Below are 14,295 nucleotides of genomic sequence, written 5' to 3'. Positions count from 1 at the left end.
TTAGATTTCAATAATTATTTTTTTGATTTGCAAAGAAAATGTTTTTTTGCTTAAAGAAGCGGGCATTTTTGTAAATTTCCAAAAAAACAAACGAGTCTTAACAAAAGTTTTGGTTTTTAGATAGTGTTATATCTCCTTTAAATCACCAATTGAAAATTTTTTAATAAAAAGTCATAAAAAATTTGCAGAAATTAAATTTTATATTAAATTTGCACTCGCTTAACAGCAATGGTACTGGTCTATGGTGTAATGGTAACACTACTGTTTTTGGTGCAGTCATTCAAGGTTCGAGTCCTTGTAGACCAACAAAAAACTCCTCAAGAAATTGAGGAGTTTTTTTATTTTATACAATTTGTGATTTATATTCTAAAAGTAATAAGAGGTGTAATGGAGTGATTCGCAATGTCTTCGCCAATGCTGCCGTTTAAAAAATGGGATAATCCCGTTCTGCCATGCGTGCATATTCCTATTAAGTCAGCATCAATAGTATTCGCAAAATTAAGGATTCCTTTTTCTACAGTCACATCATTATAAACGTGAGTAGAGTAGTTGTCTATTTCAAAATCTGCTATATAATCATGAATAATTTTTTCGGCTATTTGAGTAGATTTAAAATTATATGGTGTGCAAATTATCACTAAAAATAAATTTGATTTGAAAAAAACTGCAAAATCCAGCATTTTTTTGAAGGCTTCTTTTGTGTCTTCTGAAAAATCAGAAGCAAAAACAAAATTTTGTGTTTTAAATTCTCGGTTTGTTTTTTTGATCACCAGTACGGGAATAGTTGATAATCGAACTACTTTTTCTGTGTTTGAACCAATAAGTAATTCTTCTAATCCTGTAACCCCTTTTGATCCCATCACTATTAGGTCTACATTGTTTATTGTGCTTGAATCAATTATTCCTTCGGCGACTTTTTCAAACTCGAAAGCTCTGGATACGGTTAATCCTTTTAATTCATCAATATCCATTAATTCATCAAGTTTGTTTATCATTGATTCTTTGTAAAACATAATTTCTGGGATGCTATTTCCGGCTCCAAAAACATCGCTTGTTTGATGAGGTAATTCAAGTATGTGTAATAAAACAATTTCGCAATTGTTTGTTTTCGCAATTTTGGCTCCAACTTTAATTGCCTCATCAGAATATTCAGAAAAATCGATAGGTATTAAAATCCGTTTCATAATAAAAATGTTAAGAAGGTTGATAAAAAAATGCGATATTGAGAGGAATAAAGTTACAAAAAAAAATATCGTAAAACAAGATTTTTTGATTTATAAAAAAAACACTATATTTGCACAGTTATTTATTAAAAAACTAGATAATGAGGCACGCATTGCGTGCCTCTTTTTATAAAAAATATGGCATTTAAAGAGAAAGTTTACGATTTATTGGCTGAGGCATTACTAGATAAGCCGTCTGTTTTCCTAATAGATTTAACTATTACAGATAATTTTAAAATCATCGTGACTTTAGATGATGATAATGGTGTAGTTTTGCAGGATTGTATTGATATAAGTCGTGCAGTTGAGAATAATTTAGACAGAGAAGAGCAAGATTTTTCTTTAGAAGTTGCATCGGTAGGTGTTGGGTCTCCTTTAAAAATGGTGAGACAATACATAAAAAATGTAGGAAGAACATTAATTGTAAAGTTAGAAACTGAAACAATTGAAGCAGAATTAGTTGAAGCTAATGATAATTTTATAATTTTGTCATGGAAAGCTAGAGAACCAAAAAAACTTGGAAAAGGAAAAGAAACGGTTCAAAAAATAAAAGAAATACCTTACACGGAAATAAAAGAAGCAATCGTTACAGTAACATTTTAATTAATTAGTTGGCATGGAAAATTTAGCATTAATCGATTCATTTTCAGAGTTTAAAGACGATAAACTTATTGATCGTGTAACGCTTATGGCGATATTAGAAGATGTATTTAGAAATGCATTGAAGAAAAAATTTGGTTCAGATGATAATTTTGATATTATTATCAATCCTGATAAAGGTGATATGGAGATCTGGCAAAGAAGAGTTATCGTTGCTGATGATGATTTGGATTTAGATCACCTAGAGATAACTTTAACCGAAGCAAGAAAAATTGAGCCTGATTTTGAAATTGGTGAAGAAGTTTCTGAAGAAGTAAAATTAGTTGATTTAGGTAGAAGAGCTATTTTGGCTTTGCGTCAAAACTTGATATCTAAAATTCACGAACACGATAACACCAATCTTTATAAACAATTTAAAGATTTAATTGGAGATATCTATACTGCCGAAGTACATCACGTTCGACCAAGAGTTGTTATTTTAGTAGATGATGAAGGAAACGAAATCATTTTGCCAAAAGAAAAACAAATTCCATCTGACTTTTTCCGAAAAGGAGATAATGTTCGTGGAATTATTGAAAGCGTAGAATTAAAAGGAAATAAACCGCAAATAATTATGTCAAGAACTTCAGAAAAGTTCTTAGAAAAATTATTTGAACAAGAGATTCCTGAAGTTTTCGACGGACTGATTATGGTTAAAAACGTAGTTAGAATTCCTGGTGAAAAAGCAAAAGTGGCTGTAGATTCTTATGATGATAGAATTGATCCTGTTGGAGCTTGTGTTGGAATGAAAGGGTCTCGTATTCACGGAATTGTTCGTGAATTAGGAAATGAAAATATTGACGTTATCAATTATACCAGTAATATTCAATTGTATATTACTAGAGCGTTAAGCCCTGCAAAAGTATCTTCAATTAAAATTAATGAAGAAACAAAAAGAGCTGAAGTGTTTTTGAAATTAGAAGAAGTGTCTAAAGCTATTGGTAGAGGTGGGCATAATATTAAACTAGCGGGTCAATTGACAGGATATGAATTGGATGTTATTCGCGAAGGAGATGTAGCTGGCGCTACTGCAGATGAAGATGATGTTGAATTAACTGAGTTTTCAGATGAAATAGAAGGATGGGTAATAGAAGAATTTGCTAAAATTGGTTTAGATACTGCAAAAAGTATTTTAAAACAAGATGTAAATGATTTGGTAAGAAGAACTGATCTAGAAGAGGAAACGATTCTAGATGTAATGAAAATATTAAAAGAAGAATTTGATAGTTAATCAATTTTTCAAAAAGTAAATTTTTAAACTTGTTTTTGCTTTCTAATGGAAGTTTAGGATAAGGAACAATAAAAAGGTAAATTAAAAAGGTTTTATGTCTGAAGAGAAAATTATTAGAATAAACAAAGTTTTAAGGGAGTTAAATATTTCCTTAGAAAGAGCTGTGGATTATCTAAAAGATAAGGGTATTGCTATTGAATCAAACCCAAACACGAAAATATCTGATGACGTGTACAATGTTTTGTGCGGACAATTTGCAGGTGATAAAGGAAAGAAAGAAGCTTCAAAAGAGGTTGGGGAAGAGAAAAGGAAAGAGAAAGAAGCCTTGCGAATTGAACGTGAAAAAGAAGTTGAAGACAAACGTAAACAAGACGAGGAGCGCTTAAGAAGCCAAGAAGTTATCAAAGCGAAAGCTGTTGTGACGGGTCCTGTTCATGTTGGAAACATTGATCTTAATCCTAAAAAAGCCACAATTGTTCCTCCAGCTCCGGAAGTGAAAAAAGTAGAAAAAGTGGAAGTTCCAGAAGTGAAAGTGGTAGAAGAAAAACCACTTCCAAAAGAACCTATACAAGACAAGCCTGTTGTCGAAAAAGCAGAGGTAAAACCTACTGTTGAAATAAAAGTAGAGAAAACAGAAGTTAAGAAAGAAGAGGTTAAAAAAGAAGAGATTAAGAAAGAAGAGGTTGTTTCAGTTAAAAAAGATGCCCCCGTAAATGCGGAAGCACCTACAGATGAAATAATAGCTACTAAATATCAAAAATTATCTGGAGCTACATTAACGGGTCAAACCATAGATTTATCTCAATTTAATAAACCTAAAAAGAAAAAAGAGGAGCCAAAGATTACGCCTAATAAGCCTGGCGCTCCTGGAAGTGCAGCTAATAATGCGAACAAGAATAAACGTAAAAGGATTGCTCCTAAACCGGGTACTCCAAGACCTCCGGGTGTTCCTGGCGCTCCAAATCCAAATAAAATTACCCCAAATACTGGCGGAGGAGGAGGATTCAACGCAAATAGAAGTTCTAGACCTGGTTTTGTAAAAGGTGCTAGACCTGCAATTGTTGCTAAAGTTGAGCCAACGGAAGAAGAAGTTAAAAATCAAATTAGAGAAACTTTAGAAAAACTGCAAGGAAAAGGTGGTAAATCTAAAGCGGCTAAATATAGAAGAGACAAAAGAGATACACACCGTCAAAAATCGGATGATGAGCAAAGAGCATTAGACGAAGGTAGCAAAACTATTAAAGTTACTGAGTTTGTAACTGTTGGAGAAATTGCTATTATGATGGATGTGCCAATTACGAAAGTGATAGGTACTTGTATGTCGTTAGGAATTATGGTAACAATGAATCAGCGTCTTGATGCAGAAACATTAACCATTGTTGCTGATGAATTTGGTTATGAAGTTGAATTTATCACTGTCGATATCGAAGAAGCAATTGCGGTTGTTGAGGATAAAGAAGAAGATTTAGTTTTCAGAGCGCCTATTGTAACGGTAATGGGTCACGTCGATCACGGAAAAACATCTTTACTGGATTATATTCGTAAAGAAAATGTTATTGCAGGTGAATCAGGTGGAATTACACAGCATATTGGTGCCTACGGAGTAACATTAGACAATGGACAAAAAATTGCATTCCTTGATACACCAGGTCACGAAGCGTTTACCGCGATGCGTGCTCGTGGAGCTCAAGTAACCGATATTGCCATTATTGTTGTTGCTGCGGATGATGATATCATGCCACAAACTAAAGAAGCTATTTCACATGCTCAGGCAGCGAATGTGCCAATTATATTTGCAATCAATAAAATTGATAAGCCAAATGCCAATGTTGAAAAAATTAAAGAAAGATTAGCCGGTATGAATTTATTGGTTGAAGATTGGGGTGGAAAAATCCAATCTCATGATATTTCTGCAAAAGTGGGAACAGGGGTTAAAGATTTATTAGAAAAAGTATTATTAGAAGCAGAACTTTTAGATTTAAAATCGAATCCAGATAAAGCGGCTCAAGGAACAGTTGTTGAAGCATTTTTGGATAAAGGAAAAGGATATGTTTCTACGATTTTAGTACAACACGGAACACTTAGAGTAGGAGATTATATGTTGGCTGGAAAACATCATGGTAAAATTAAAGCCATGCATGATGAAAGAGGAAATATTGTAACTGTTGCAGGTCCTTCGACGCCAGTATCAGTATTAGGTTTAGACGGAGCGGCTACAGCTGGTGATAAGTTCAATGTATTTGAAGACGAAAAAGAAGCCAAACAAATTGCGTCTAAACGTTCGCAATTAATGCGTGAACAATCTGTACGTACACAACGTCATATTACGTTAGATGAAATTGGACGTAGAATCGCATTGGGTCAATTTAAAGAATTAAACATTATCCTGAAAGGGGATGTGGATGGTTCTGTTGAAGCCTTGTCTGATTCGTTCTCTAAATTATCTACTGAAGAGATTCAAATCAATATTATCCATAAAGGTGTTGGAGCAATTACTGAAACTGACGTAATGTTGGCTTCTGCTTCAGATGCCATCATCATCGGATTTAATGTTCGTCCTGCAGGAAACGCGAGACAATTAGCTGATAAAGAAGAAATCGATATCCGTTATTATTCTATTATCTATGCTGCAATTGACGACTTGAAAGATGCGATGGAAGGAATGCTTGCGCCAGAGATGAAAGAGGAAATTCTGGGAACTGCTGAAGTTCGTGAATTATTCAAAATCTCTAAAGTGGGTACTATTGCTGGATGTATGGTTATGGATGGTAAAATTGCCAGAAATGCTAAAATCAGAATCATTCGTGAAGGGGTTGTTGTTCACACAGGTGAATTAATTGCCTTGAAACGTTTCAAAGATGATGTTAAAGAAGTCGCTAAAGGATACGATTGTGGTATCCAGATAAAAGGATACAACGACATCGAAGAAAGAGATGTTATTGAAGCCTTCCATGAAGTAGCAATCAAAAAGAAATTGAAATAAAATTTCGATATAATTGATATGAAAAATCCCGAGCAATCGGGATTTTTTGCGTTTACCACTTTTGTTAAATATAATAAGGAGCTATTCCCGCCATTCGTTACAAGCTTTTTGGTTTCAAACTCTTTTTCTAGGCGCTGGCAGGAGCTTCCTTTGGTCGCTCTGCCAGCCCCAGAAAAAAGAATTTTTCAACCTGCATAGGCTTTTCACTGCTGTCGGGGCTACGAGAATATGCTTTTATCAATAATTGAATATCTAAGAGTTTATTTTACAATTGTCACAAATAGTTTGATTTATTTGAAAGGAATTAAATATATTTATGCTGATTCTCCAGTCGAAATTAAAAAGAGCTTTAAAATTGGAACGCCTATCGCCTGCAATACGGATATAATTATTGATTTGACTAGAATGCCATATACTGTCTAACCATAGAATAGTAGGGACTTAGAAAGCTGTATCAATACCATCATCATATATTTAGTAGACGATGACGTTGCATGTAGCTAAATTAATAGGCGTAGAAAAAGAAAGAAGTGGGGTATTGGAGCTATCTTACTATGCAGATATTAGTGATCTTAAAAAGAATCGGTTTAACGAAATCAAAGCAATAAAGTGTGTTCATTTTCTAATTAAAGAAGGGAAAGTTATAAGACGAGATTAGTCTATTTTGTCAAATAATTTCATGCAAAAGAGCTCAATCTTTAATGCTAGTATTTAGTCATTGGAATATTTTGGTTTCGAAAAAAATTATCTTAGCCGAAAAAACTCATTTCGTTTTACCGCAATGATTGAATTTCCGTGAAACGCTATGCCTAATAATACTGATACACTTTAAATAGAACTATAATGATTAAATACTTATTATTTTTTACTTTCATAATTACTACAAACTCCTATTCTCAAGAAATTGATAACAATGAAGTTGTTCTAAACAATGCAGACATCGATGAAAAACCTGCGTTTCAGGACGGATTAGAGAATTTTTATAAGTACATAGCTAAAAATTTTAAAGTTCCTGAAATAGAAGGGTATGGGGGAAAAATTATTGTAGAATATATAATTGAAAAGGACGGTTCTATATCTAACTTCAATATAATTCAAGACATTGGATACGGGAGTTCTGAAGAGGTAACTCGTGTTTTTAAAAAGTGTCCAAAGTGGCGACCTGGGAAAAAAAACGGAAAAGCAGTTAGGACATTATATAGACTTCCAATTACGATAATATCAGGAAAATAGGATAGCACAATAGCTGTTTAAAAATAGATGATCATTAATGGAAATACCATTTAGCATCAATATTCGCAAAGTATATAGCTGTAAGGATATAAATTCCCCACCATACTAAAGCGGCAAATTAGTTGAACTTTAAAATGCCAAAACTTCTTAACATAGACAAAATGAAAATTCAAAGACTACACCATATTGCAATAATATGTTCTGACTACGAAAAGTCAAAACTTTTTTATACTGAAATTTTAGGATTTAAGATTGAAACAGAAATTTACAGACAAGACAGAGATTCGTACAAACTTGACTTGTCTCTCAACGGCTTGTATTTAATCGAACTTTTTTCTTTTCCAAATCCTCCTCAAAGACAAAGTCGTCCTGAAGCTAGAGGATTAAGACATATTTCATTCGCTGTAAGTGATATTGAAAACGAAGTGGACTATTTGAGAACTAAAAACATTTCAGTTGAACCAATTCGTATTGACGAGTACACCAACAAAAAGTTTACATTTTTTAATGACCCAGACAACCTGCCAATTGAAATTTATGAATTATGATTGAGTTCTTGTTTTTTTGACAAATTCTCAATGTGCCTTTCAAATACAACTCTTTGCAATCTTGGGTAGTTTTTGAGATTTTAAACAATAAAGTATTACAAATAAAATAAATTGTAGATCTTTTTGCATAATTGAGTTGTAAAAGTTCTCCTATTTTCTGTCCGAATACATTTCTGTTTGAGTAAACCCAATCAAATTTGGAAGTTAATAACTTTGTCACTTTGGAATAGTTACAAAATACTATATTGTAAATTGAATCGCTAAATTGTAAATTAATCTATTAACAAATGACCAAAAAAAATCGGAATTCTAGGCGCCATGCCCGAGTAGATTAATGGTGTCGTTTTCTTATTAAAAGACGAAGAGGAATTTGTAAAAGGAATGCGTACTTATTATACAGGTACCATAAATAACATTGATGTTGTGATTGTGTTTTTTCGTTGGGGTAAAGTGGCTTCGGCTACAACTGTAGCCCATTTAATAATCGAATTTTGAATTACAGGGCTTTTCTTCATTGGTGTTGCTGGCGCCATTCATCCAGAGTTGAATATAGGAGATATTGTAATTGTCAATAGTCTCGTGCAACGCGATATGGATGCACGTCCAATTATGAAACAATTTGAAATTCCATTGTTAGGAATATCAAGCTTGTATCTTTCAAAATATTTGTTCGATTCTGTTTATTCGAAAATTAAAGTATTAGTTGAAAACAACTTTTTAATAAATACAATTTCTGCTGAGAATCAAAAAACATTTTCAATTTTAAATCCTAAACTGTTCGTGGGTCAGATTGCTAGTGGGTATCAATTTTTCGTCAATAGTGACGAAAAGAAAAGATTATTACTAGCGCTTCCAGAAGTTTTATGTGTCGAAATGGAAGGCGCGGCAGTAGCTCAAGTATGTTATGAATATGATATACAATATGTGATTATACGTACAATATCAGATGTTTCAAATGAGGGGTCTCCTGTCGGTTTTAAAAAATTTGTAGAAAGAGTAGCTTCAAAATATGGACTTGAAATTATTAGAATTTTATTGGTTTAGTTCGATTTTTTGAAATGTATTAATTTAAAATAAAATCATATTTTTCGATTAAAACGGTTGGTTTTTAGTCAAGTATGCCTTTCGAAAAATATTTTTAAAGAGTTGAAAACAGAAATAAAAAAAGTAATTTTTTCCATTCTCAAATTAAGTTTTTAGGGCTTAATTTGGTATGATTCAAAAGGAAAAGTGAAGTGTTTAAATTAAGTAAATTCAACAACTTAAGTTATCGTACAATGCAATGATATTCCTTTTGATAAAGGAGTAGATTAATTTATTTTCCTGGTTTTATTAAAAAAACACTGTTGTAATTCTTTTTGATATCAATTAAATATCTTTCCGCTTCAATACGTGTTTTAAAATTTCCAACCCATACTTTATAATTAGGGGTGTTAAAAATGATGGTTGCATCAAGATCTTTATTCTCTTGCTTGAACTCATTTAAAATCTTTATTGCATTGTCATTACTGCCATTGAAAATTTGAATTTTATAACTGTCATTAATTGTAAGAGAAGTGTTGATTTTTCTTTTTTCATTTAATAATTGTTCAAATTTTGGGTCTTGAATTAAATTGTTACTTTCATCTTGAGCAAATAAATGGCAAGGCAATAAACTGAATAATAAAAAGATGAAAATAGATTCTTGTGTTTTTAGAGTTCTCATTATGTGATTGTTTTGCAACAAAAATACTGTTTTAACGGCACAACTTTATAATGGTTTTTATTTAGAATGAATATAAATTATATTTAAGCTTATTTTAAGGTTTTGAGAATAGTTCTTAAAGTGTATTTTTGTCGAAATATTTTAAAAGAAAAGTGATTTTTATCATATTTTTTATGTTTAAAAATCATATTCAACATTGTAGATAATCTATATTATATGAAAAAGGTGGGTGACCATAATTCGATTTCAAAGAAATTATTTTTAAGTTTAGCATTAATGCTGAGCATATCAATAAGTTCGTTAGCGCAAGAAGCTGCTCCTGCAGCTAGCGCAACTACTGCAGTAGTATCACAAGGTGGTGATCCAGTAAAGGGTAAAGAGCTTTTTAATACAAATTGTGCTGCTTGTCATAAACTAGATGCAAAAGCTACAGGGCCTGCTTTAAGAGGTGTTGGTGCTAAGCATGACAAAGCGTGGATTTATAAATGGGTGCACAATAGTAACGACTTGATAAAATCAGGTGATGCGGATGCTGTCAAATTATTTAATGACAACAATAAAGTTCCAATGACAGCTTTTCCAGCATTAGCGGAAGCAGATATTGATAATATCATCGCTTATACTATGGAAGAGAAAGCTGCCGCGCCAGCTCCGGTTGCAGGAACAGTTGCGGGAACTAATGAAAATGCAGGTGGGATTTCAAACAATGTTATATTAGGAGCATTGGCATTAGTGATGTTAATTCTTATTGTAATGTTATTTTTAGTAAATAATGTTTTAAGAAAAGTAGCTGCTGCAAATGGAATCGTGGTTGCTCCAAAGGAACCTACAATACCAATCTGGAAAGCGTTTGTTAGAAATCAATTTTTAGTTTTAGTTACTTCAATATTTTTATTGTTAGCGAGTGGCTTTTTTGTTTACGGATATTTAATGCAAATAGGTGTTGATCAAGATTATTCTCCAGTTCAGCCAATTCACTATTCTCACAGAATTCACGCAGGTAGCAATGGTATTAACTGTAACTATTGTCATTCGGCTGCTCGAGTTGGTAAAACTGCAGGGATTCCTTCTTTGAATGTTTGTATGAACTGTCACAAAAATATTTCTGAGGTTTCAGATACTACATCAACGGCAGAATATTCTAAAGATTTTTACGATAAAGAAATCCAAAAATTATATAAAGCAGTTGGTTGGGATAAAGACAATCAAAAATATACTGGAGTAACTCAACCGGTAAAATGGGTTCGTATTCATAATTTGCAAAGTTTTGTTTACTTCAATCACTCCCAACACGTTAATGTTGCTGGAGTAGAATGTCAAACTTGTCACGGTCCAGTGCAGACATACGAAATTCAAAAACAATTTGCTCCACTAACCATGAAATGGTGTATAGATTGTCACAGAAAAACAGAAGTTAAAATGGAAGGTAACGATTACTACACTAAAATTCACGAACAACTTTCAAAAAAATATGGTGTAGACAAATTGACTGCAGCTCAAATGGGTGGTTTGGAATGTGGTAAATGCCATTACTAAAGTTTAATTGGTTAATTTGTTTGGTCGTTTAACAAATTATAGTACTAAGCAATTAACCAGTTAAGCTGCTAAGCAAAAAATAATAATTAAGAAGCTAATATTTATATAGAATATGTCATCAAACAAAAAATACTGGAAAAGTGTTGAAGAACTAGACGGAAATAGTTCTATTGTTGAGGCGCTTAAAAATAACGAATTTGTTGAAGAAATTCCTACTGATGAATTTTTAGGAAATGGTGGTTTATTGTCATCTTCATCAACATCACGTCGTGACTTTTTAAAGTACGTTGGATTTAGTACAGCAGCTGCAACTCTTGCAGCCTGTGAAGGTCCTGTACACATGTCAATACCTTATGTTGTTCAACCAGAACAAATTATTCCTGGAATTGCAGATTATTATGCAACTACAGTTTTTGATGGTTTTGATTTCGCCAATCTTTTAGTTAAAACACGTGAAGGTCGCCCAATTAAAATAGACAACAATACTATTGAAGGAGCAAAATTTGCTGCTAATGCTAGAGTTCACGCATCAATATTATCATTATATGATAGTATGCGTTTAAAAGAGCCTAAAATTGCTGGTAAAAATGCTACTTGGATTGATGTTGATTCTAAAATTAAATCAAGTTTAGCTGATGCTAAAGCTAAAGGGGGTCAAGTTGTTTTATTAACTTCTACTTTGGCAAGCCCATCAACTGAAAAATTAATTGCTGAATTCACTTCTAATAATCCGAATGCAAAACACGTTATTTATGACGCTGTTTCTTCATCTGAAACTTTAGATGCATTCGAAACTGTTTATGGTGAAAGAGCTTTAGTTGATTATGATTTTTCAAAAGCTGCGGTAATTGTTTCTGTTGGAGCAGATTTCTTAGGGGATTGGCAAGGTGGTAACTATGATTCGGGTTATGCAAAAGGAAGAATTCCACAAGGTCCTAAAGGGAGTCAAAAAATATCTCGTCATTTTCAGTTTGAAGCGAATATGACATTATCTGGTGCTGCTGCCGATAAACGTGTTGCTATGTCAACAGCAAATCAAAAGCAAGCGTTAGTACTGATATATAATACGGTTGTTGGAGCTGCTGTTCCAGTAATTTTAGATGCAAAATTAAAAGCAGAAGTTACTAAGGCTGCATTACAGTTGAAAGCTGCTGGAAGCGCCGGAGTATTGGTTTCTGGAATTCAAGATAAAAATGCTCAATTGTTAGTTTTGGCTATCAATCAAGCGTTAGCTAGTTCATCTTTTTCTTCTATTGGAACTAGACAAATTAGAAAAGGATCTAACGAAAAAGTAGCTCAGTTAGTTAAGGATATGAAAGCAGGAAGCGTTCATACTTTGATAATGAGCGGAGTTAATCCTGCCTACTCTTTGCCAAATTCAACTGATTTTGTTGAAGGTTTGAAAAAAGTAAGTCTTTCGGCTTCATTTTCACTAAGAGAAGATGAAACTGCTTCATTAACTACGATTGCTGCTGCGGCACCTCACTATTTAGAATCTTGGGGAGATGTAAGCATTACAAAAGGAAATTATGGATTGACTCAGCCAACTATTCGCCCATTATTCAATACGAAACAATTTCAAGATTTATTGTTATCAGTAAATGGATTTGTTGGAAGTTACTATGATTATTTAAAATCAAATTTTGCTTCAAATGTATCGGGTTCTACTTGGAATCAAGTTTTACATGATGGTGTTTTTGTTGGAGAAGCTTCATCGGTTTCTGCAGGTTCGGCAGATTATACCAGTGCTGCAAATGCATTGTCACAATCAAAGGCAGTACAAAATTTAGAATTGGTATTGTATACTAAAACTGGTTTGGGAGATGGTCAACAAGCAAACAATCCTTGGTTGCAGGAATTTCCGGATCCTATTACTAGAGTTTCTTGGGATAATTATGTTACTGTATCACATGCAGATGCTAAATTATTAAAATTAACGAATGAGATAGTTGCAAATGGTGGTTTAGATGGAAGTTATGCTACAATTACTACTGCTGATGGAGTTAAATTAGAGAATGTTCCCGTAATTGTTCAGCCAGGACAAGCAGTTGGAACTGTTGGTTTGGCTCTTGGTTATGGAAAAAAAGTTGCTCTAAAAGAAGAAATGCAAGTTGGGGTAAATGGGTACTCTTTATATAAAGGCTTTAATAATGTACAATCAGTATCATTAACTAAAGTAGATGGAGATCATCAGTTTGCTTGTGTTCAAGGTCAAAAAACTTTAATGGGACGCGGTGATATTATTAAAGAAACTACTTTAGAAATATTCAATACCAAAGATGCTGAACATTGGAATGAAAAACCAATGGTATCTTTAGATCATAAAGAAGTTGAAGCAACTGCAGTTGATTTATGGACTTCGTTTGATCGTTCTATTGGACAACATTTTAATCTTTCAATCGATTTGAATGCTTGTACAGGTTGTGGTTCTTGCGTTATTGCTTGCCATGCCGAAAACAACGTTCCAGTTGTTGGTAAAGATGAAATAAGAAGAAGTCGTGATATGCATTGGTTGCGTATCGATAGATATTATTCTTCTGAAGAAACTTTTGCAGGAGATAATGAGAGAAAAGAAAATATTGCAGGTTTGTCTAGTTCACTTTCTACATTTAATGAAATGGAACATGCATCAGATAATCCTCAAGTTTCATTCCAGCCTGTAATGTGTCAACATTGTAATCACGCACCTTGTGAAACAGTTTGTCCTGTTGCTGCTACTTCACATGGTCGTCAAGGTCAAAATCAAATGGCTTATAATAGATGTGTTGGTACTCGTTATTGTGCAAACAACTGTCCTTATAAAGTGCGTCGTTTCAACTGGTTCTTATATAACAATAACAGTGAATTTGATTTCAATATGAATGATGATTTAGGTCGTATGGTATTGAATCCTGATGTCGCTGTTCGTTCAAGAGGGGTAATGGAAAAATGTTCCATGTGTATTCAAAAAACACAAGCGACTATTCTTACTGCAAAAAACGAAGGAAGAGAAGTTGTTGATGGTGAATTTCAAACCGCTTGTTCTAGTGCATGTACTACTGGGGCTATGGTTTTTGGAGATATAAATGATAAAGAAAGTCAAGTTGCCAAATTGGTAGAAGACGAAAGAATGTATCATTTGTTAGAGCACGTTGGCACAAAGCCTAATGTGATTTATCATGTAAAAGTTAGAAATACGTAATAAAAATAAAAATTAA

At 33.1% G+C, this 14,295-nt stretch carries 11 protein-coding genes and 1 tRNA gene; 9 read left to right on the top strand and 3 right to left on the bottom strand.

The window, feature by feature from the left end:
• Nucleotides 1-235 precede the first annotated feature (235 nt).
• Nucleotides 236-306: transfer RNA gene (locus tag E0F76_RS11120), tRNA-Gln, on the top strand.
• Between the two features lie 53 nt (nucleotides 307-359).
• On the opposite strand, the gene E0F76_RS11115 is transcribed toward E0F76_RS11120, so the two are convergent.
• Nucleotides 360-1,184 (bottom strand): universal stress protein, encoded by an 825-nt coding sequence (locus E0F76_RS11115; RefSeq protein WP_132005675.1) that lies wholly within the window; start codon nucleotides 1,182-1,184, stop codon nucleotides 360-362.
• A 177-nt stretch (nucleotides 1,185-1,361) separates the two neighbouring features.
• On the opposite strand from E0F76_RS11115, the gene rimP reads away from it, so the two are divergent.
• The 5 genes from rimP to gloA2 all read left to right on the top strand — a co-directional run bounded on the left by rimP (nucleotide 1,362) and on the right by gloA2 (nucleotide 7,857).
• Nucleotides 1,362-1,826, top strand: a complete 465-nt coding sequence (gene rimP, locus E0F76_RS11110) for a ribosome assembly cofactor RimP (RefSeq protein WP_132005672.1) — start codon at nucleotides 1,362-1,364, stop codon at nucleotides 1,824-1,826.
• A gap of 13 nt (nucleotides 1,827-1,839) precedes the next feature.
• A complete protein-coding gene (gene nusA / locus E0F76_RS11105; RefSeq protein ID WP_132005669.1) occupies nucleotides 1,840-3,093 on the top strand; it encodes a transcription termination factor NusA in 1,254 nt (417 codons plus the stop codon).
• A gap of 94 nt (nucleotides 3,094-3,187) precedes the next feature.
• The gene (infB, locus tag E0F76_RS11100; RefSeq protein WP_132005666.1) at nucleotides 3,188-6,076 is read left to right on the top strand and encodes a translation initiation factor IF-2; all 2,889 of its coding nucleotides are present in this window, start codon (nucleotides 3,188-3,190) and stop codon (nucleotides 6,074-6,076) included.
• An 843-nt stretch (nucleotides 6,077-6,919) separates the two neighbouring features.
• Nucleotides 6,920-7,309: an energy transducer TonB gene (locus tag E0F76_RS11095; protein ID WP_132005663.1), complete on the top strand. Its 390-nt coding sequence runs from the start codon at nucleotides 6,920-6,922 to the stop codon at nucleotides 7,307-7,309.
• Nucleotides 7,310-7,470: 161 nt separating this feature from the next.
• A complete protein-coding gene (gene gloA2 / locus E0F76_RS11090; protein ID WP_132005660.1) occupies nucleotides 7,471-7,857 on the top strand; it encodes an SMU1112c/YaeR family gloxylase I-like metalloprotein in 387 nt (128 codons plus the stop codon).
• Between the two features lie 392 nt (nucleotides 7,858-8,249).
• Here the strand turns inward: gloA2 and E0F76_RS19705 are convergent, their stop codons facing one another.
• The gene (locus tag E0F76_RS19705; protein ID WP_246022043.1) at nucleotides 8,250-8,390 is read right to left on the bottom strand and encodes a hypothetical protein; all 141 of its coding nucleotides are present in this window, start codon (nucleotides 8,388-8,390) and stop codon (nucleotides 8,250-8,252) included.
• Between the two features lie 10 nt (nucleotides 8,391-8,400).
• Here E0F76_RS19705 and E0F76_RS11085 point away from each other — a divergent pair, with 10 nt between their 5' ends.
• Nucleotides 8,401-8,901 (top strand): phosphorylase family protein, encoded by a 501-nt coding sequence (locus tag E0F76_RS11085; protein WP_246022042.1) that lies wholly within the window; start codon nucleotides 8,401-8,403, stop codon nucleotides 8,899-8,901.
• 271 nt (nucleotides 8,902-9,172) lie between these two features.
• On the opposite strand, the gene E0F76_RS11080 is transcribed toward E0F76_RS11085, so the two are convergent.
• Complete coding sequence (locus E0F76_RS11080; protein ID WP_132005657.1) at nucleotides 9,173-9,562, bottom strand: SPOR domain-containing protein; 390 nt, start codon at nucleotides 9,560-9,562, stop codon at nucleotides 9,173-9,175.
• Between the two features lie 216 nt (nucleotides 9,563-9,778).
• Here E0F76_RS11080 and E0F76_RS11075 point away from each other — a divergent pair, with 216 nt between their 5' ends.
• Nucleotides 9,779-11,098 (top strand): c-type cytochrome, encoded by a 1,320-nt coding sequence (locus E0F76_RS11075; RefSeq protein ID WP_132005654.1) that lies wholly within the window; start codon nucleotides 9,779-9,781, stop codon nucleotides 11,096-11,098.
• Between the two features lie 112 nt (nucleotides 11,099-11,210).
• Complete coding sequence (locus E0F76_RS11070) at nucleotides 11,211-14,279, top strand: TAT-variant-translocated molybdopterin oxidoreductase (RefSeq protein ID WP_132005651.1); 3,069 nt, start codon at nucleotides 11,211-11,213, stop codon at nucleotides 14,277-14,279.
• Nucleotides 14,280-14,295: the final 16 nt, after the last annotated feature.

The sequence above is a fragment of the Flavobacterium cellulosilyticum genome, assembly GCF_004349355.1.
GTDB lineage: Bacteria > Bacteroidota > Bacteroidia > Flavobacteriales > Flavobacteriaceae > Flavobacterium > Flavobacterium cellulosilyticum.
Note: the sequence above shows the minus strand (reverse complement) of the source record. Positions and strands in the feature narration are given on the sequence as shown.